General features: G+C 60.6%; 16 protein-coding genes. 7 read left to right on the top strand and 9 right to left on the bottom strand.

The features are described 5' to 3' along the window. Positions 1-56 precede the first annotated feature (56 nt). From lon to EV688_RS14755, 4 genes are all read left to right on the top strand, one after another. Entirely contained in the window at positions 57-2,471 is a 2,415-nt protein-coding gene (gene lon / locus EV688_RS14770) for an endopeptidase La (RefSeq protein WP_117319210.1), read from the top strand. A 127-nt stretch (positions 2,472-2,598) separates the two neighbouring features. Next, on the top strand, positions 2,599-2,874 hold the full coding sequence (locus EV688_RS14765; RefSeq protein ID WP_117319211.1) for an HU family DNA-binding protein: 276 nt from the start codon (positions 2,599-2,601) through the stop codon (positions 2,872-2,874). A 167-nt stretch (positions 2,875-3,041) separates the two neighbouring features. Then, positions 3,042-4,919 carry a SurA N-terminal domain-containing protein gene (locus EV688_RS14760; RefSeq protein WP_117319212.1) on the top strand — a complete coding sequence of 626 codons (1,878 nt, stop codon included), beginning with the start codon at positions 3,042-3,044 and terminating at the stop codon, positions 4,917-4,919. A gap of 86 nt (positions 4,920-5,005) precedes the next feature. Beyond that, positions 5,006-5,542 (top strand): DUF1285 domain-containing protein, encoded by a 537-nt coding sequence (locus EV688_RS14755; RefSeq protein WP_117319213.1) that lies wholly within the window; start codon positions 5,006-5,008, stop codon positions 5,540-5,542. Positions 5,543-5,572: 30 nt separating this feature from the next. Here the strand turns inward: EV688_RS14755 and EV688_RS14750 are convergent, their stop codons facing one another. The 5 genes from EV688_RS14750 to EV688_RS14730 form a co-directional block, all read right to left on the bottom strand. Continuing rightward, positions 5,573-7,231: an electron transfer flavoprotein-ubiquinone oxidoreductase gene (locus tag EV688_RS14750; RefSeq protein WP_117319214.1), complete on the bottom strand. Its 1,659-nt coding sequence runs from the start codon at positions 7,229-7,231 to the stop codon at positions 5,573-5,575. 110 nt (positions 7,232-7,341) lie between these two features. Next, the gene (locus EV688_RS14745; protein WP_117319215.1) at positions 7,342-8,598 is read right to left on the bottom strand and encodes a valine--pyruvate transaminase; all 1,257 of its coding nucleotides are present in this window, start codon (positions 8,596-8,598) and stop codon (positions 7,342-7,344) included. Further along, positions 8,595-9,335 carry a DUF2334 domain-containing protein gene (locus tag EV688_RS14740; protein ID WP_276309897.1) on the bottom strand — a complete coding sequence of 247 codons (741 nt, stop codon included), beginning with the start codon at positions 9,333-9,335 and terminating at the stop codon, positions 8,595-8,597. Before EV688_RS14740 ends, EV688_RS14745 begins: the two co-directional genes overlap by 4 nt. Then, positions 9,332-10,474 carry a glycosyltransferase gene (locus tag EV688_RS14735; protein WP_117319217.1) on the bottom strand — a complete coding sequence of 381 codons (1,143 nt, stop codon included), beginning with the start codon at positions 10,472-10,474 and terminating at the stop codon, positions 9,332-9,334. The genes EV688_RS14740 and EV688_RS14735 overlap by 4 nt, the downstream gene beginning before the upstream one ends. Then, positions 10,471-11,598, bottom strand: a complete 1,128-nt coding sequence (locus tag EV688_RS14730) for a sulfotransferase (RefSeq protein ID WP_162883978.1) — start codon at positions 11,596-11,598, stop codon at positions 10,471-10,473. Before EV688_RS14730 ends, EV688_RS14735 begins: the two co-directional genes overlap by 4 nt. A 235-nt stretch (positions 11,599-11,833) precedes the next feature. Here EV688_RS14730 and EV688_RS14725 point away from each other — a divergent pair, with 235 nt between their 5' ends. After that, positions 11,834-12,586 carry an electron transfer flavoprotein subunit beta/FixA family protein gene (locus tag EV688_RS14725; RefSeq protein ID WP_117319219.1) on the top strand — a complete coding sequence of 251 codons (753 nt, stop codon included), beginning with the start codon at positions 11,834-11,836 and terminating at the stop codon, positions 12,584-12,586. Then, positions 12,583-13,512, top strand: a complete 930-nt coding sequence (locus EV688_RS14720; protein WP_117319220.1) for an electron transfer flavoprotein subunit alpha/FixB family protein — start codon at positions 12,583-12,585, stop codon at positions 13,510-13,512. The genes EV688_RS14725 and EV688_RS14720 overlap by 4 nt, the downstream gene beginning before the upstream one ends. A gap of 34 nt (positions 13,513-13,546) precedes the next feature. On the opposite strand, the gene EV688_RS14715 is transcribed toward EV688_RS14720, so the two are convergent. Together EV688_RS14715 and EV688_RS14710 are read right to left on the bottom strand one after the other, a co-directional pair. Continuing rightward, complete coding sequence (locus EV688_RS14715; RefSeq protein WP_117319221.1) at positions 13,547-14,014, bottom strand: DUF934 domain-containing protein; 468 nt, start codon at positions 14,012-14,014, stop codon at positions 13,547-13,549. Beyond that, positions 13,992-15,662 (bottom strand): nitrite/sulfite reductase, encoded by a 1,671-nt coding sequence (locus EV688_RS14710; RefSeq protein ID WP_117319222.1) that lies wholly within the window; start codon positions 15,660-15,662, stop codon positions 13,992-13,994. The genes EV688_RS14715 and EV688_RS14710 overlap by 23 nt, the downstream gene beginning before the upstream one ends. A 197-nt stretch (positions 15,663-15,859) precedes the next feature. Between EV688_RS14710 and EV688_RS17605 the strand changes: the two genes are divergently transcribed. Then, positions 15,860-15,976: a methionine synthase gene (locus EV688_RS17605; protein ID WP_205686708.1), complete on the top strand. Its 117-nt coding sequence runs from the start codon at positions 15,860-15,862 to the stop codon at positions 15,974-15,976. A 31-nt stretch (positions 15,977-16,007) separates the two neighbouring features. Here EV688_RS17605 and EV688_RS14705 read toward each other — a convergent pair whose 3' ends face one another. Together EV688_RS14705 and metH are read right to left on the bottom strand one after the other, a co-directional pair. Continuing rightward, the gene (locus EV688_RS14705) at positions 16,008-16,280 is read right to left on the bottom strand and encodes a DUF2970 domain-containing protein (RefSeq protein ID WP_117319223.1); all 273 of its coding nucleotides are present in this window, start codon (positions 16,278-16,280) and stop codon (positions 16,008-16,010) included. A 12-nt stretch (positions 16,281-16,292) separates the two neighbouring features. Next, on the bottom strand, positions 16,293-19,997 hold the full coding sequence (metH, locus tag EV688_RS14700) for a methionine synthase (RefSeq protein ID WP_131917687.1): 3,705 nt from the start codon (positions 19,995-19,997) through the stop codon (positions 16,293-16,295). Positions 19,998-20,045: the final 48 nt, after the last annotated feature.

The raw sequence follows: 20,045 nt of genomic DNA, 5'->3' as shown, positions 1-20,045 counted from the left end.
TTTTCTCACAATATGGCCCCATCTCAGTAGCAATGCTGACAGACCCGGAGACATCTATGGGTGACACCACCGTAATTGAATTGCCACTGTTGCCACTGCGCGACGTGGTTGTGTATCCACATATGGTCCTGCCGCTGTTCGTCGGTCGGGAAAAGTCCATCGATGCGCTTGAAGAAGCCATGGCGAGCGACAAGCAGGTGCTGCTTGTGGCACAGCGCAACGCCTCAGAAGACAATCCTGGCGTCGATGACATCTATCAGGTTGGCACGGTCTCGAACATCCTGCAGCTGCTCAAGCTCCCGGATGGCACTATCAAGGTGCTGGTCGAGGGCGGCTATCGTGCAGCGGTCGATTTCATCAACGATGACGGTCCGTTTGCGATCGCCGGTGTTCGTGAAATAGAGAGCGACGAACCCGCAGGAACGGAGGGTGAAGGGCTTCTGCGCTCCACGGCGGGGCAGTTCGAAAAGTACGTCAACCTGAGCAAGAAGGTTCCGGCAGAGGTGCTCACCTCGCTGTCAGGCATAGATGACCCCGGCCGTCTCGCAGACACTATCGCGGCCCACATGGGGGTCGACCTGGAGGAAAAACAGCGCATTCTTGAAATCTCCAACGTCAAGGAGCGGCTGGAGCATCTGATGGGCCTGATGGAAGCCGAAATCGACCTCTTCCAGGTCGAGAAGCGCATCCGTGGTCGGGTCAAGAAACAGATGGAGAAAAGCCAGCGCGAGTACTACCTGAATGAGCAGATGAAGGCCATCCAGAAAGAGCTCGGTGACATGGACGATGTGCCGAACGAGGCAGACGACCTGGAGGCACGCATTCAGGAAGCGAAAATGCCCGATGAGGCCCGTGAAAAGGCCATGGGCGAATTGAGCAAGCTGAAAATGATGTCGCCGATGTCCGCTGAAGCATCGGTGGTCCGCAGCTATATCGACTGGATGGTGAGCGTACCCTGGTCAAAGCGAAGCAAGGTAAAACATGACCTCAAGCGCGCCAGTGATATCCTGGAGAAGGATCACTACGGTCTTGAGGAGGTGAAGGAACGCATTCTCGAGTACCTCGCTGTGCAAAAGCGCGTTCGCAAGCTGAAAGGCCCTGTACTCTGCCTCGTCGGTCCTCCCGGGGTCGGCAAGACCTCTCTCGGGGAGTCACTGGCGAGGGCGACGAACCGGAAGTTCGTGCGCATGGCGCTGGGTGGGGTGCGCGACGAAGCCGAGATTCGCGGGCATCGTCGGACTTACATCGGTTCGATGCCAGGAAAACTCCTGCAGAAAATGGCCAAGGCTGGCGTTCGCAACCCGCTGTTTCTCCTGGATGAAGTGGACAAGATGGGGATGGATCACCGGGGTGATCCCGCGTCCGCAATGCTGGAAGTCCTGGATCCCGAGCAGAACCACGCCTTCAATGATCACTACCTGGAGGTCGACTACGACCTGTCCGACGTGATGTTTGTCTGTACGTCGAATACCATGAATATTCCGACGCCGCTGCTCGACCGTATGGAGGTCATACGGATACCCGGCTATACGGAGGATGAAAAGCTCAACATCGCGCAGCGCTACCTGATTCCCAAGCAGACCAGGCTCAACGGACTCAAGACCGACGAGGTGACGCTGGCAGCGGAAGCGGTTATCGACATTATCCGCTATTACACGAGAGAGGCGGGTGTTCGCTCACTGGAGCGCCAGATCGCGAAAGTCTGTCGCAAGATGGTCAAGGCAATTGCCACGGGTGAGGCCGAAAGCGGCAAGACGGTGGCACCGGACGACCTTGAGGATCTGCTGGGCGTACGCAAGTACAACTACGGCATTGCCGAAGAGGAGAACAAGATAGGGCAGGTGACAGGGCTTGCCTGGACCTCGGTCGGCGGCGAACTTCTCACGATTGAAGCCGCATCCGTTGCGGGCAAGGGACGCTACGTCAAGACCGGGTCACTTGGTGACGTCATGCAGGAGTCGATACAGGCAGCGGGAACCGTCGTCCGCAGTCGATCGCAGATGCTGGGCATACCGGCAAATTACCACGATCAGCACGATATCCACATACACGTGCCCGAGGGCGCAACACCGAAGGACGGACCGAGCGCCGGTGTCGCCATGTGCACGGCGCTGGTCTCTGTCGCAACGCACATTGCGGTGCGCGCTGATGTTGCCATGACTGGAGAAATCACGCTCCGTGGCGAGGTGTTGCCCATCGGCGGTCTCAAGGAAAAACTTCTCGCGGCGCGCCGCGGCGGTATCAAGACAGTGATTATTCCGAAGGAAAACGAGCGCGACCTGAAGGAAGTGCCGGATAACATCAAACAGGATCTTGAAATCATTGCCGTGAAATGGATCGATGAAGTGCTGGCGATCGCACTGGAGAAGACGCCAGAACCCCTCAGCGACAAGGAGTATCTGGCAGGTGCTGTGCAGCCGGGCAAGGATGCCTCGTCAGACGCCGACGAAGCCCGCATAAACACACATTAAGCAGGGCTTTCTGTTGACCATTCCGGGTGCCGTGTTATAGAGTTCGTGGCTCTTCGCGGTACCCGTAAATCTTCCCAGAGCAGCGCAGGCCCTGCCTGCATAACAGTATGAATCAAAGGGGATCATAGTGAACAAATCAGAACTTATTGACGCCATCGCCTCCGATGCAGACATCAACAAATCGGATGCAGGCCGGGCACTCGATGCCGTGATCGACAACATCACCAAGGCTCTCGTGAAGGGTGACCAGGTGGCACTAGTCGGTTTCGGTACCTTTTCGGTCAAGGCGCGCGCGGGTCGAGAGGGACGCAATCCGCAAACCGGTGCCACCATTCAGATTGCACCCTCCAACGTGCCGGGTTTCAAGGCCGGCAAGGCACTCAAGGACGCCGTCAACTCCTGAGCCCGGCGGCCAGGCAGGTTGACGAATCGCCTCTCAGCCCCGCCATCACAAGTCTCACACAGTGATCATCGGCAGTCTCTTGAAAAGCGTGCTGGAAAGGCACGCTTTTTTTGTTTAGGCTCCGGCGACGCCATATCAACCACTGAACCCGGAAAACACGATTCCTCATGCTGCAAAACATCCGCGCCAACAGTAAAGGCACACTGGCCAAGATCATCATCGGTCTGATCGTCGTCTCTTTTTCCATTTTTGGTATCGAGTCACTTCTGGTCGGTGGTGGGTCGGATGCCGTGGCCGAGGTAAACGGCGAGGAACTCAGCCCAGCGGAAGTGCAGCAGACGGTCAACCTGCAGAAGCGTCGCCTGCTGTCGATGTTGGGCGACAACGCCGACCCGGCGCTGCTGGACGACGAGCGCCTCGTTGCGCAGGCAATCGACGGCCTGATAGAACGCAAACTGCTGGTGCAGGCTGCAAGGAAGCAGGGACTGGTGGTGGCTGACAGTGACGTCGGAGCCATTATTGCGAGCATGGAACAGTTCCAGATGGACGGGCAGTTTTCCGCACCGCTTTACCAGAACACGCTTGCCAGCGCGGGTTATACGCCGGCGCTATTTCAACGCAGCCTGCGCGAGGACCTGTTGCTGGCACAACTTCGGGCGGGCCTGTCGGCAAGCGAGTTCGCAACGCCAACCGAGCTCGGCGCCAGCGCTACCGTTACCGCGGAACAGCGTGATATTCGCTACATCATGCTGCCGCTAAATGCCTTCAACCAGATCGACCAGGTCAGTGACGACGACATACAGGCCTACTACGACGCCAACAGTGATGAGTTCATGTCGCCGGAGAGCGTCGATATCAGCTTTATCGAACTCAACGCTGACGCGTTCCGTGAGCCGGTCAGTGAAAAGGAGCTGCGTGAGGCGTTCGAGCTGGCGAAGCAGGATGCGCAATACCAGACAGAGAGCCGGGTCGCGCACATTCTCCTGGAGCAGGGCAGCGACGAGTCGGAATCCGCCTTCAGCACGCGAATCGAGGAGGCGCAGAAGGCCATCAATGATGGCATGCCGTTTGACGAGGCCGCCGCCATGTATTCTGACGATGTCGGCTCGGCGGATTTCGGTGGAGATCTTGGGTTCACTGCCGGGGATACATTCCCCGAGCCGATGGAAGAGGCCATTGCGGCGCTGGAGCCCGGACAGATTTCCGCACCGGTGGAAACCGATGCCGGCATTCACCTGATCAAGGTTGTTGAGCGCCGCGCCGGCGAGAGCATTCAGTTTGAAGACATGCGCGCAGAGCTCGAGCAGCAGATACAAAGCGGTGATGCACGCAGGGAACTGTTGCTGGCCGTCGAGCAGCTTCGGGACCTCGTTTTCAACGCCGAGGACCTGAGTGGACCGGCAGAGGAAATGGACCTCGAGGTCGAGACGGCGGACAACGTCCTGCGCGGCAATCAGGAAGGTATCTTCGGCGACCCGGCGCTGCAGTCTGCGATCTTTTCCGAGGACGTCCTCGAATTTCGACATAACAGTGAAGTGGTGGAAATGGATTCCGACCGCTTTATCGTCGTCCACGTTGACGACTACAGCGCGCCGGAGGCCCTGCCTCTCGAGCAGGTTCGCGAGCGCATCGCATCACGCATCGCCGCCGAGCGGGCCAGGGAGCTGTCGTCGCGTGAAGCGCGCGCTATTATTGCGCGTCTCGAGGCTGGCGAGACCATGGAGCAGGTAGCTCAGGATCTCGACTACGAATGGCAGGTGGAACTGGGTACCACCCGCAGCAGCGGGAGGCTCCCGGCGGTCGTGAGTCAACGTGGGTTCGCGCTGCCCGGCCCGCAGGGTCAGCCACTTCGTGACAGCGCCAGGGCGGACAATGGTGATCTCTACGTCGTTGAACTGTCGCGCGTCAAGCCCGGTCAACTAGCGGCACTGGACACAGAACAGCGTACCCGACTCGCCGATCGCATAGCAGGAGAATATGCCGGCATGGTGCAGCGCCAATTCGAGAAGCGGCTGAGGGACCAGGCAGAGGTTACCGTTTACTGAAGGGTCAGCCGCGCCATCGCCCCACTCGTTCTTCCCTATCGCGACGGTATTTGCGTCATTGAGAGAGGCATCAGGGATTTTACAGTATGGCCGATCCGTTGGACGACATCGGTAGACAGCTTAAGGATGCGGGGCACCGCGCCGCGCCGCCGCTGCAGCAATGGGACCCGCCGCTGTCGGGAGATATTGATATCGTGATCAGGGCCGACGGTGAGTGGCTGCACGAGGGCACCACCTTCAAGCGCAGTGCGATCGTTGATCTGTTCAGCAGCATTCTGAGACGTGAGGCAGACGGGCAGTATTATCTGGTCACGCCAGTGGAAAAATGGCGTATACGGGTCGAAGCGCATGCACTGCAGGTGATCGACATCACCCGAAATGCGTCGGACGGTACCCTCGTCGCCAGCTGCAATCATGGTCCCGACATCGTCATCGGGAAAGATCATCCTTTGTGCGCCTCAGCACACAGCGACGTTCCCTGGCTTGTCTGTCACCATGGCCTCAGCGCGAGCCTGGCCAGAAGTGTCTGGTACCGACTGGTAGAGACTGCGGAAGAAAGTGGCGCCAACCTCGTGATACGCAGTGGCGGCTTGTCCTACGTGCTTGGCCCGTCGGCCGGATGACCGACAGGCAGTAAACATCGCCGCCCCGGCTTACATGTTCGGGTAGTTGGGCCCTCCAAAGCCTTCCGGCGTCACCCACACGATATTCTGGGTCGGGTCCTTGATATCACAGGTCTTGCAGTGGACACAGTTCTGCGCATTGATCTGGAAGCGGTGCCCGTCCCCGTCTTCTACCACTTCGTAAACGCCGGCTGGGCAGTAGCGCTGCGCAGGTTCGTCGTACATGGGCAGGTTGTGCTGGATCGGGACCGCTGCATCCTTCAGCGTCAGGTGACAGGGCTGGTCTTCCTCATGATTGGTATTGGACAGGAATACCGAGGACAACTTGTCGAAACTCAGCACATTGTCGGGCTTGCGGTAGGTGATTTTCGGGCACTCCGCTGCGGGCTTGAGTGTCGCGTGATCCGGGACGGAATCGTTCAAGGTGAACGGCAGCCTGCCGCCGAACAGGTTCTGGTCGATCCAGACCATGGCGGAGCCCAACAGAAAACCGAACTTGTGCATGAAGCCGGAGAAATTGCGCGTCGTGTAAAGCTCCCTGTAAAGCCAGGACGCTTCCAGTTTCGTGGCAAAAGCAGTCAGGTCCTGCGGTGCATCGTCGCCCTGCAGCAGTCCCTCGACAACCGCCTCCGCGGCAATAAGTCCGCTCTTCATGGCCGTGTGATTGCCCTTGATCTTCACCGCGTTCAAGGTTCCCGCATCACAGCCAATCAGCAGACCGCCGGGGAAATGCATCTTCGGCAGGGAGTTCAGCCCGCCCTTCGTGATGGCGCGGGCACCATAGCCCAGCCGGCTACCGCCCTTGAGATACTTCTCGGTTTCCGGGTGATGCTTCCAGCGCTGGAATTCGTCGTAGGGGGATACATGGGGGTTGCTGTAGTTCAGGTCCGTGATGAAGCCAAGGTAGACCTGGTTGTTCTCCGCATGATACATGAACGCGCCACCAGAAGAGCCGCTCTCCTTCAGCGGCCAGCCGAGGCCGTGGGTAACGAGCCCCTCCTGGTGCTGCTCTGCCGGAATTTCCCAGATCTCCTTGATGCCCAGACCATAGTGCTGCGGATCCTTTCCGGCATCCAGCTCGAAATGGCGGATCAGTTCCTTGCCCAGATGGCCGCGACAGCCCTCGGCGAAGAGAGTGTAGCGGGCATGCAGTTCCATACCGGGCGTAAAGCTGGGTTTGTGTTCGCCGTCGGCGCTGATCCCCATATCTCCCGTGGCGATACCCTTCACCGAGCCGTCCTCGTGATAAAGGACTTCAGCCGCGGCAAATCCCGGATAGACTTCTACACCGAGATTCTCGGCCTGTTCTGCCAGCCAGCGGCACACGTTGCCCATCGAGACAATATAATTGCCGTCGTTGTGGGTAGGTTTCGGGATCAGGAAGTGGGGCAGCCGCGTGGCTTTCTGATCGCTGGTGTAGAAATAGAAATGGTCCTCGCTGACCCGGGTGGAAATGGGCGCATTCATTGACTGCCAGTCGGGAAACAGCTCATCCAGCGCGTGCGGCTCCAGCACGGCGCCGGAGAGAATATGGGCACCTACCTCAGAACCTTTTTCGACGACGCAAACCGACACTTCCCGCTCGTTCTCCTGCGCCAGTTGCATGATGCGACAGGCGGCGGACAGGCCGGCCGGGCCTGCGCCCACCACTACAACATCAAACTCCATCGACTCTCGCTCAACCGTCATGTACGTTTCCTTGCATCAGTGTGACTGGTGTCGGGTAGACCGCCGCGTGATAAGGGTAAATCATTGATTGGAATAACAATTATAGGGAGTGCGGAGGTCAAAAACCAGTGTCAGCCCGCGTCGAAAGCGCGCCGCACCTCGCGCGCCACCAGGGCCAGGCCGGCCTCGACCACGCGTGGATCCTGCGCATAGGATAGTCTCATGCATTCCCGGGTGTGCGCCCAGCCAGGATCGAGTCCTATGAAAAAGCGCTCTCCCGGAATCGCCAGCACACCTGCCCGCTTAAGGCGCTCGTACAACTCGGCGCTGCTGATCGGCAGGCCCTCGAACCAGCACCAGAGAAAAAACGCACCCTGTGGTCGATGCAGGCGGTAGGGCAGGCCAGCGAGCGCGCGCTGCGCAGTGGCGACCGCGTGCTGCATGCGATCGCGGTAGAAGGGCTTGATCGTCGCATCCGTCAAGTCCTGCAGCGCTCCGCTGCTTATCAGATCCTCGGCCAGCGCTGGTCCCAAAGCGCCGCTGGCCAGGGTAAGAATGGTGTTCGTGCTGTTGAATGCAGCCACCACGGGCTCGCTCGCAACGATAATGCCCGTGCGCAGACCCGGGAGTCCGAGCTTTGACAGACTCAGCGTCAGGATCGTTCCCGGATTCCAGCGCGGCGCGGCTTCGGTAAACGTGATATCCGGGAACGGCGCACCGTAGGCGCCATCGACGATGAGAGGGATGTCCCGCGCCGCCGCCAGAGCTTCCAGAGCGGCAAGTTCGTCAGTGTCCAGGACATTGCCTGACGGATTGGTCGGTCGCGACACGCACAGTGCGCCCACGGTCTCGTCAATGTCCAGGCGCGAAGTGTCCAGGCGATACTCGAATTCATGCGCCCCGGTCAGCGCAATGCGGGGCGGTGTCGCCGAGAAGAAATCAACACCGATTCCGGCATCTGCATAGCCGATGTATTCCGGTGACAGCGGCAGGTGTATCTTGCGGTGACTGCCATCCGGCATCTGCCCGGCAAACAGGTTGTACAGGACAAAATAGGCGGACTGACTGCCGTTGGTAACGGCAATATTGTCAGGGCCCAGCGTCCATCCGTAGCGCCGTTGAAGGTGGTTTGCCAGGGCTTCACGAAAGCCGCGATCGCCCCCGGGTGACTGGTAGCTGCCGGCCAGACGCTGCCACTGGCAAGGGTCATCGAGCAATGCGCGCAGGCGGTCGCGATAGACGGCTTCTACAGCCGGAAGGCGCGCGGGATTGCCACCTCCCATAAACAGCATATCGGGGTTGTCGTGCAGCGCATCACCGAGGTCGCGCATGAGATCAACCACACCGGAGCGCGCGGAAAACTTTTCGCCAAAGGCGCTCAGCTTCATGCGCTGGCCCTCTCGCCCGGGCAGGGATCTTCGCCGGGCAGATCCCGGTAGGGCATGGATGACCAGCCGAGCGCCAGAATGGCGCGCAACTGTGCGCCCAGGAACAAGCGGTGGTCCGCCGGATGCAGCGCAATCCGCGGCGGGCGACCGAAACGCCGGGACAGGCGCAGCTGCAGCCGGTTCCAGTGGGTCAGAAACCGGGCCCGGGTCACCGAGTCCGCTTCGAAGCCCAGCAACGGCATGTGCTGCAGGGTAAAAAGGCCATCGCTCTGCCTGACATGCACACCGCTTAGAGTCTCTATCCGCGAATAGGGAAGGGACGCCATAACGGAGCGGCTGAGTCCCCCAAGCGCCCAGGCCGGGGGTATATAGGTGTCCGGCACCTGCACCGAGTGCGTTTCGAACCAGCGCCGACTGCGGCACATCAAGCGCGCGACGTCGTCCGGGGTGAGCGCCAGATGTTCGGCAGCATTGCGCGAAATCAGCACGGCGTGTAGCCGGTGCAGAGGACGTCTCGGGCTCGTCTCGTGCTGCCAGCCGTGGGCAACGAGTTCGTGCCCCTCGGCGTCGAGCGCACGCAGGGCCTCAAGATCTGTCTTCGACCAGGGCAACCCGGGCACCACCAGCAGTGACACCCTGAAAATCCCCAGCGTCGCCAGCAGATCCAGCGTCGCTCGCACGTCGGCCAATGTGTGAGGCATCACGTCATGCAGGGATATCAGCGCTCGCGGTTTCACGAATTCACCATGGCATCGTCCTGGGCATTGTCTGTTGGTGTTGCGTCCTGGCCCTTCAGGATGCGCGACCAGCTGGCGACTGTTGCGTCGTTCAGTGCCATGGCCGCCTGGCGTGCTGCACTGGAGCGCTGGCGCCATTCCTCCGGCGTCGCACTGGCGAGATCCCTGAGACACTGCGCCAGGTCCCTATCTGGCTCCAGCGGCAACACGCCACCACGCAACTCATCCCAGGCGCAGATTCCTGCCGCCGCCGACACCAGCGCAGGTCGGCCGCGCGCAAGTGCTTCCAGCGCGACTGAGCCGAAGGTCTCAAACTCGGACGGCAACAGCAACAGACTACAGGAATCCAGGGCGCTTATCAGTGCCTGTCTCGACAGCCAGCCCGTGAAATGCACATTGGCGAGTCCGCGGGCGCGGAGCTCAAGCGCACTGCGCAGAGGGCCATCACCGATCAGCAGAAACTCGATCTCGGGAAGGCATGCCGCTGCGTCGATGATGCGCCCGATATTCTTTTCCGGCGCCATGCGACCAGCAAAGCAGACACGGGTGAGCGTGTCCGGTATGGCAGCGGGCAAATGCAGACACTCGCCGGGCAGCGGGGTACCGATCACCCGTGCATCGCGAGCGCCGAGGTCCCTGACAAGCGGCAGCAGCGCCTCGTTATTCACAAGCACGCAGTCGGCAGCGCGGCACACCACGCGATTGGCCCAGCGCAGCACAGAAGCGAAGAAAAGGCGTGGCAGTGGCGTCCAGTACATGGTCGCCAGGCGCTCAAAATCCGTATGGAATGCGGCGAGGAGACGCAGCCGACGGCGCCGCGCAACCCAGATGCCGTAGAGGCCGAACAGCCCCGGGGTAGCGACAATCACGACCTGTGGCTGCAGCTGCCGCAAGGATCGCTGGATAGCGGTGATCGGCGGCACGGCCAGTCTCTGCTGTCGATCGCCGGGCATACGCATCGATAGCAGACGAGGTTGTCCATCGGTGTCTGTCTGGTAGATCCGGGGACAGACACCTTGCGCGGCCAGCTGGGGCAGAAGGTCGTGATAGTAGGCCCCGGTTCCGTTGCGCTCTGGCAGTGCGTCCGAGAAAAACGCGGCTCGGACCGAAGAACCGCGGTTTGTCGGTATACGACTCACAGTGGAATCCTGAGTCGCAGCGGCGAGCCGAGCATTTGCCGGAAGGCGAGGTGAGCGTCGTCGTGGGTCGCGCTGTCAGGGATGAACGATGCCGCGGCGACTGTCGCCGACGACAGGCTGTCTGGAGCCAACCCACCCCTGACAAAGTCCCTTACCCCGCGGAGCACGGCTGCCGAATCGGCTCGCATGTCCTCCTGAATGACAAGACGCACGCTGGCCGCGGGAGCCGCCTCGAGAAAACTGGCAATGGCTCGATAAAAATCGCCATAAAGATCGGTAAACAGCGCCCGGGTCGTCTCGCCACCGGCATCCGTACCGAAAATCGCCCGGGCCGGCGCCAGTGCCCTGAGCTGCGAAGCCAGCGCGGCCTCAGGGTGCCTTGCACAGATAATGATGCACGCATCGGGATATTGCGCCAGCAGGTAGGGTGGCCAGCCCGCGAACGCCGCGTTCTTTGACAGCAGTCTTCGCGGTTCTGGCGCCCCATACAGATGCCGTTGCAGAAGGCAGTGGTAAAAGCCCAAAAGGCGCTGCCTGCCGTTCTCCGTCAGCCGCTCCGGTGTCGGCAGCCGGCTTAACCAGGGATCGAAGGGAAATGCCAGCAACAGGAAGAAACAGGAAGCAGCGGGTAGCAGCAGCAGGTAATCCTCCTCGGGTGCGGCAAGCGATACCGGGTGAATGTCATCAAGGTCTTTGCCGAAACGGCGCATCAGCGTGTTCAGCAGCCGGAGCCCCGGCGAACCCAGCCAGCGGTCAACGGCAGCCATGGCCTGCACGCAGCGACGCTGCACGACGGATGGGGCCAGCAGTACCTCCCAGGTGGTGAATACGCAGAACTCATCCTCGGCAGCGAGGGCGCGGTGCAGGTAGGTGGTGCCGCTGCGCGGAATGCCGGTAATAAAGATCGGTGCCGTGACGGGGGTACGGCGATAGCCGGGGAATAACAGCTCGTCCAGTGCAAGACATAGCCAGTGCATCAACTGGACGGCGAAAAATAGCGGCAGGGCCAGCAGGAACAGCAGGCGTCGGCCGGTCAGTGCCGCGCCAGCGTGGCGCCCGGGAAGGAAGGCCAGCGCGTACCAGCGGCCATAGCGTTGCAAACTCTCAAGGAATAGCTGTCTCACTGCCTTCATTCGTCCCAACTGGAGGGCGCAGTGTACGCGGGTTGGGCGGTCGCCTGTACCCCGGGATGGCAGGCAGTGGGCATTGCACGCCACTTCCCGCTAGTATTGACCAGCGTAGGGAAACTCGGCACCATGTGTCGCCAATTTTGTGCTCCTTCCGGTTACGACCCGGTCTGGCGATCGTGAGAGGGCGCGCCATCCCAATTATCCCGACCAAGCAATAAATGGAGACTGCATGAAGGTTCTAGTCGCTGTTAAACGCGTCGTTGACTACAACGTCAAGGTCCGCGCCAAAGCCGATGGCACAGATGTTGACCTGAATAATGTCAAGATGTCCATCAACCCCTTCTGCGAAATCGCCGTGGAAGAAGCCGTCCGGCTCAAGGAAGCCGGCGTGGCAACCGAGATCGTCGCCGTCTCCATTGGCGAAAAAGCCTGCCAGGAGCAGATTCGCACTGCACTCGCCCTGGGCGCCGACCGCGGCATTCAGGTGGAGACTGAGGGCGGGGTCGAGCCGCTGGTGGTTGCCAAGCTCCTGAAAGGCGTTATCGACAAGGAAGAACCGCAGCTTGTCATCCTCGGCAAGCAGTCGATTGACGGTGACAATAACCAGACGGGGCAGATGCTCGCGGCACTCGCCAACATGGCCCAGGGCACCTTTGCCTCGGTGGTCGAGGTAGACGGTGACCGTCTGAAAGTCACACGGGAAATCGACGGTGGACTGCAGACGCTCAGCCTCAGTCTGCCCGCCATCATCACAACCGACCTGCGCCTCAATGAGCCTCGCTATGCCTCGCTACCCAACATCATGAAGGCCAAGAAGAAACCGCTGGATGTCCTCACGCCCGGTGATCTCGGCGTCGAGGTGAGCAAGCACCTGACGCTGGTCAAGGTCGAGCCACCGGCAGAGCGCAAGGCGGGCATCAAGGTCGAAGATGTCGACCAGCTGGTCGACAAACTCAAGAACGAAGCAAAGGTGATCGGATGAGCACACTGGTAATTGCAGAACACGACAACGAATCTTTGAGCCCCGCCACGCTCAACGCCATGGCGGCAGCCCAGGCACTGGGTGCTGACATCGATATTCTTGTTGCAGGTGCCGGTTGCTCGGCCGCTGCCGAAGCGGCCGCGGCGATCGGCGGCGTGGGCAAGGTGCTGTGTGCCGACAATGCCGTATATGGCAATCAGCTGGCGGAGAACGTCAGTCTGCTGATAGCGGAAGTTGCAGCGCCCTACGACAACATCGTTGCGGCGGCGACGACCAACGGCAAGAACATCATGCCGCGGGTTGCGGCACTGCTGGACGTCGCGCAGATCTCCGACGTTATCGCCGTGGAGTCTGCGGACACCTTCAAGCGGCCCATCTACGCCGGCAACGTGATCGCCACGGTTCAGAGTTCCGACGCCAAGAAAGTCATCACCGTGCGCACCACCGCTTTTGATCCCGCGCCGGCAGACGGCGGCTCGGCGAGCGTGGAAGCGGTTGACGCAGTGCACGACGCAGGTCTGTCCGAGTTCATCAGTCAGGAAATTGCACAGTCTGACCGACCGGAGTTGACGGCAGCGCCCATCGTCATCTCAGGCGGGCGCGGCATGCAGAACGGCGAGAACTTCAAGATGCTCGAGGGCATTGCCGACAAGCTGGGTGCCGCCATCGGCGCCTCCCGCGCCGCCGTCGATGCCGGCTTTGTGCCGAATGACATGCAGGTAGGGCAGACGGGCAAGATTGTCGCGCCGGACCTCTACATCGCGGTCGGCATTTCCGGCGCGATACAGCACCTGGCGGGCATGAAGGACTCGAAAACCATTGTGGCGATCAACAAGGATGATGATGCCCCCATTTTCCAGGTGGCGGATTACGGGCTGGTTGCTGATCTCTTCACGGCGCTGCCGGAGCTCGAGTCCAAACTCTGACCTGGAGCGCCGCCGGGTGGCGGCCCTCCGCGGGTCACCCGCGGCGTCGGAAAAGCGGCAGGGGCTGGTCGACAGCTGCCTGGTAGTGCTCCGAGAACCCCTGCAGTCGTTCCAGAGAGGCCCCCAGCCGTGAGCTGTCATCGGGCTGGAAGGCATCAAAGCCACAGCGGTGCAGAAAGTGCATCTGGTCCGGCAATATGTGGCCACGTGCCCTGAGTTCTCCGCGGTACCCCAGATCACGCAGTTCGCGTGCCATCGAAAAACCACGCCCGTCCGTGAACGCCGGGAAGTGAACGGCAATCAACTCCAGCCGTGGCAATGCCTCCGCGAGCTCCCGGCAGTCGTCTCCGGGCTCCATCTGCACCCCTGCATGGGCGGGACGACCATCTTCTTTCCACTCAGACAGTGAGTACGCCCGCCTGCGGCCGATGCCGTCGCTGTCCGAGGCATCAAAGCACCACTCGTCACTGACGATCGTGTTATTGCGGATCAACGCGGGCATAGACACGCTCCTTGAACGGTTGCATGCCAATCCGGCGGAAGGCCTGCAGGAAGGTTTCGTCCTCAAGGCGTTCGGCCACGTAGACTGACAGGATCGTCTCGATCACGTCCGGCATCTCTGAACGGCTGAAAGATGGTCCGAGAATCTTGCCAATGCTGGCATCCTTTGACTGGCTGCCGCCAAGGGACACCTGGTAGAACTCCTCACCTTTCTTGTCGACACCGAGGATGCCGATATGGCCGATGTGGTGGTGTCCGCAGGCGTTCATGCATCCGCTGATATTCAGTTCGAGTGGTCCCATGTCATACAGGTAATCGAGATCATCGAAGCGCTCCTGTATGGCCTCGGCCACCGGTATGGATTTGGCGTTGGCCAGCGAGCAGAAGTCACCGCCAGGGCAGCAGATGATGTCGGTGAGATAACCCGCATTGGGGCTCGCCAGTCCGCCGGCCTGCAGCGACCGCCACAGCGCGTGCAGATCGCGCTCGCGGACATCGGCCAGGACAATGTTCTGCTGATGGGTGGTTCGTAGCTCGCCAAAGCTGAACTGCTCACAGAGGTCGGCCAGCAGGTCAAGCTGGCTGTCGGATACGTCCCCGGGCGGGTTCCCGGTTGCCTTCAAGGATACCGTGACCGCGCGGTAGCCATCCACCCGGTGAGCCACCGTATTGCGCCGGAGCCAGTTGGCAAACAGCGGCTCTGCCGCCGCAGCCGCGGCGACGGCAGCCTTGTCGGACATCGCGTCAGGTTGCTCATAGGGCGGCGGGGTGAAGAACGTCGCCATGCGTGCCATTTCGCTCTCGGTCAGTGTTGTCGGGCCGTCCTTGAGCGATGCCCATTCCGTCTCGACCGCACGACGGAACGCGTCGACGCCCATCGCCTTGACCAGAATCTTGATGCGAGCCTTGTACTTGTTGTCGCGGCGTCCGTGCTTGTTGTAGACGCGAAGGATCGCCTCCAGGTAGCTCAGGAGGTGGCGCCTCTCCAGCCACTGGCAGATTTCGCTGCCGATAACCGGTGTCCTGCCAAGGCCGCCTCCCACAAGGACACGAAAGCCCATTTCCCCGGCGCTATTGGCGTGCAGCTCCAGCCCGATATCGTGAGCGTGGATGGCAGCGCGATCTTCGTGGCTGCCACATACGGCGATCTTGAATTTGCGCGGAAGAAAGGCGAATTCCGGGTGCAGCGTTGACCATTGCCGGATGATTTCACAATAAGGACGCGGATCCTCGATTTCATCCGCAGCCACGCCCGCGAACTGGTCCGTGGTGGTGTTGCGAATACAGTTGCCGCTCGTCTGTATGGCGTGCATCTGAACACTTGCAAGCTCCGCAAGAATGTCAGGCACGTCCTCAAGCCTTGGCCAGTTGATCTGGATATTCTGTCGGGTGCTGATATGCGCATAACCCTTGTCGTAGTCGCGGGTGATCTGCGCGAGCTTGCGTACCTGTACCGCACTGAGGAGACCGTAGGGCACGGCGATACGCAGCATGGGTGCCAGACGCTGCACGTAGAGGCCGTTCTGCAGACGCAGCGGCAGGAACTCGGCATCCGTAAGGTCACCGGCGAGATAGCGCGAGGTCTGATCACGGAACTGTGCAACACGCTCATCCACGAGTTGCTGGTCATAGTGGTCGTAGGCGTACATCGGGTATCCGGCGCTTCAATCGGGAAAGTGCGGCACTGTAACAGAATAAAAGAATCACCAGATATTCTATTTTTTCCTAACGATAGAACCCACCGGAGAGGTCTTCTGCAGCGCGCTGCGGCTGGTATACTTGCGCCGTTTGACCCTTGTCGGGGCATGTCGCGTCGACAGCACGATGAATCCGGAGAAAGACAGTCATGGCACAACAGGATAACGGCTCGAGAGATGGCACCGCCGATGCCATCGCCGCAACCGCCATCATCACCATTGTCGTGGTGGGCATGGCGATATGGCTCGGTGGCATGCCCACCTGAGCCTGGGTATCGGGTGGTGTCTGGCAGAACGCTACACGGCGGTCTTCAATACCACCTGCACCACCAGATAGACACCGCCGATAAACAGCGCGGTAAATACCAGGCCCGCAATGATGAAGAGGCCGGCGTTCCCTTCCGTGAAATCGCGCTCGCGATTCTTGCTGCTTTGTACGCCCAGACCCGCAGCAAACACACTGCTGATGATCTGCCGCGGTTTCAGGCTTCTGGGCGGTTCCTCAGGTGACTCTTCATCGCGCTTGTGAGGCTCCGGCGCATCACCGTCGGTGTGTCGTTTATCCTGCATCTGTGAGTGACCTTATTCGAGATTCGGTGACAGCCAGCGTGCAAGCTCTTCACGTGGCATGTTCTTGCGCTCCGCGAGGCTTTCCAGCTGATCGTTGCCGATTTTTCCGACGGCGAAGTAGCGCGAGTCGGGATGGGAGTAGTACCAGCCGCTGACGGACGAGGCGGGGTCCATGGCGTAACTTTCCGACAGCGTAACGCCGCAGTTCGCCTCTGCGTCCAGCAGGCGGAACAGGGTGGCTTTTTCCGTGTGGTCCGGACAGGCAGGGTAGCCGGGGGCGGGCCGGATGCCGCGATAACGTTCACGTATCAGGTCGTTGGTTTCCAGCGCCTCGTCCGGCGCATAGCCCCAGAGCTCCCGGCGCACCTCACGGTGCAGACACTCGGCGAATGACTCCGCCAGGCGATCTGCGAGCGACTTCAGCAGAATGCTGTTGTAATCATCGTTGGCGGCCTCGAACTCGGCCGCGCGACTGGCGACACCGTGTCCGGTCGTCACGCAGAATCCGCCGATGAAGTCCGGCGTCCCCATGGGGGCAATATAGTCCGCGAGACTCAGGTTGGGATCGCCACCGGGTTTCTCCACCTGCTGGCGGAGGGGATGCAGCCGGGCGCATTCGCTGTCGCGCTGGTCACTGTCGAACAGCACAATATCACCATCCCGCTCATTGGCAGGCCAGAATCCGACAACCCCACGCGCCGTCAGCCACTTTTCACGGACAATCCTGTCCAGCATCTCGCGGGCGTCGCGGTAGAGGTCGCGTGCCTGTGCACCCACCACTGCATCCTCGAGGATTGCCGGGTATTTGCCGGCAAGCTCCCAGGTGATGAAGAACGGGGTCCAGTCGATGGTCTCTACCAGGCTCTCCAGGGGGTAGTCCTCGATGACTTTGAGTCCCGACAGTTGCGGCACCGGTGGCTGGTATGCGCTCCAGTCCAGTGTCAGGCGGTGATCGACGGCGGCGCCAAAAGACAGGCGACGGGCACGTGGCTTGCGATTGGCCACGCGTTCACGTACCTCGACATATTCCTGCCGGCGCGCCTCGACAAACTCTGCCTTGTGGTCACTCACAAGATGTGTGGCCACAGAGACACTGCGCGAGGCGTCGGGGACGTACACCACACAGTCGTTGCTGTACTGTGGGGCAATCTTGACCGCAGTGTGTGCCTTCGAGGTTGTCGCCCCGCCAATCATCAGCGGAACGTGGAAGTCCTGCCGCTGCATCTCCGCCGCCACGTGCGCCATCTCGTCCAGTGACGGCGTGATGAGGCCACTGAGGCCGATCATGTCGACGTTTTTTTCCTTTGCCACGGTGAGAATTTTCTCACAGTGCACCATGACGCCGAGATCTATCACCTCGAAGTTGTTGCACTGGAGAACGATGCCGACGATGTTCTTGCCGATGTCGTGCACATCGCCCTTCACGGTGGCCATCAGAATGCGGCCGTTGGTCTGCGCGCCCTCGGATTTCTCTTCTTCGATATAGGGCTGCAGGTAGGCCACGGCCTGCTTCATCACGCGGGCACTCTTGACCACCTGTGGGAGGAACATCTTGCCCTCGCCGAAGAGGTCACCAACGATGTTCATGCCGTCCATGAGCGGCCCCTCGATCACCTCGATAGGGCGGTCAAAAAGCTGCCTGGCGGCTTCCGCGTCTTCCTCGATATAGCCGTTGATGCCTTTTACCAGAGAGTGCTCAAGTCGCTTTGCAACCGGCCACTCGCGCCAGGACAGGTCCTCCTTGCGCACCGCCGTCTTGCCATCGTCGCGATATTTTTCCGCGAGCTCCAGCAGCCGCTCGGTCGCGTCATCGCGACGGTTCAGGATGACGTCCTCGACAGCGTCGCGCAGTTCCACCGGCAACTCGTCGTACACCGCCAGCTGGCCGGCGTTAACAATACCGATGTTCATGCCCGCGCGGATGGCGTGGTACAGAAATACGGAATGGATCGCTTCGCGTACCGTGTTATTGCCGCGGAAGGAGAACGACACATTGGATACACCCCCGGAGACCAGCGCCCCCGGGAACTCGCTGCGGATGTAGCGGGCGGCCTCAATGAAGTCGACGGCGTAATTGTTGTGCTCGTCGATACCGGTGGCGACCGCAAAAATGTTCGGATCGAAGATGATGTCGTTGGGGTTGAAGTCCAGGCGCTCGCGCAGCAGGGTGTGACAGCGCCTGCAGATATCCTTGCGGCGCTGCAGCGTATCTGCCTGACCGTCCTCGTCAAAGGCCATGACCACCACTGCCGCGCCATAGCGCTGACACAGACGCGCCTGATGCAGGAACTCCTCCTCACCCGCCTTGAGGCTGATGGAGTTGACGATGGCCTTGCCCTGGATGCACTTGAGGCCCGCCTCGATAATGCTCCACTTGGAGGAATCCACCATGATGGGTACGCGGGAGATATCCGGTTCAGAGGCAACGAGGTTAAGGAATGTCACCATCGCCTCCTCAGAGTCGAGCATGCCCTCATCCATGTTGATGTCGATGATCTGGGCGCCATCCTCGACCTGTATGCGGGCGACGTCGAGGGCGGCCTCGAAGTCGCCGTTCATGATCAGGCGCTTGAAGCGTGCAGATCCGGTGACATTGCAGCGCTCACCGACATTGACGAACAGGCTGTCGGCATCGATGTTGAAGGCTTCCAGCCCACTCAGTCGACAGGCAGGTGCACGCTGCGGAATTCCCCGCGGCGGCACATCTGCCACCGCTCTCGCCACCGCGGCAATGTGGGCGGGGGTGGTGCCGCAGCAGCCACCGGCGAGATTGAGGAAGCCGCGCCGGGCGAAGCCCTGAAAATCCTCGAACATTTCCTCGGGCTGCTCGTCGTACTCGCCAAAGGCATTGGGTAACCCTGCGTTCAGGTGGGCGCTGAAATAGCATTCGGCGGCATTGGACAGCTCTTCGAGAAAGGGTCGCACTTCCTTGAAGCGGCGGCCGCAGTTGCTGCCGATGATCAGCGGACGGGCGTGGGCAATGGCATTGTAGAACGCCTCGGCGTTCTGCCCGGACAGCAGTCGACCGCTGGTGTCCGGAAACGTCACCGTGATCATCAGCGGCAGGCTGTAGCCAAGACCATCGAAAACCTGCTGGCAGGCAAACACGGCTGCCTTGGCGTTGAGGGTGTCGAAGATGGTTTCGATCAGCAGGAGATCGACACCGCCCTCGATCAGCGCTGCAGCGGCTTCGGCGTAGTCCGCCACCAGCGTATCGAAATCAATATTGCGTGCACCGGGATTATTGACATCCGGCGAAATTGACGCGGTACGGGGTGTCGGTCCGAGAACCCCGGCGACAAAGCGGGGTCGGGACGCGTCCTCTGCCATCGCTTCATCGGCAACCTGCCGCGCAATACGCGCCGCCGCCAGATTCAGCTCCGTCACAAGCTCGGACAGCCCGTAATCTGCTTGTGCCACCGCGGTCGAGTTGAAGCTGTTGGTCTCAATGATATCGGCACCCGCGTCGATGAAATCGCGATGAATGCGTGCGATAAGGTCCGGGCGCGTCAGCACCAGAAGGTCGTTGTTGCCCTTGAGATCGCCGGCAAAACTGGCAAAGCGCTCACCGCGATAATCATCGTCGGAGAGGCCTTCTGCCTGAATCATCGTGCCCATGGCACCGTCGATTACCAGAATGCGTTGTTCGAGCGCATCGCGCAGCTGTTGCTCCGCATGGCGTCCAGGGGAAATGTCGGGACTCTGGGCAGCCGTCATAATAAGTGTCATCTGTGTTAAAAAGTGTGCAAGTTTAGCAGACCCCGA

Origin of the sequence: Chromatocurvus halotolerans, from assembly GCF_004340525.1 — a bacterium.
Lineage (GTDB): Bacteria > Pseudomonadota > Gammaproteobacteria > Pseudomonadales > Halieaceae > Chromatocurvus > Chromatocurvus halotolerans.
Note: the sequence above shows the minus strand (reverse complement) of the source record. Positions and strands in the feature narration are given on the sequence as shown.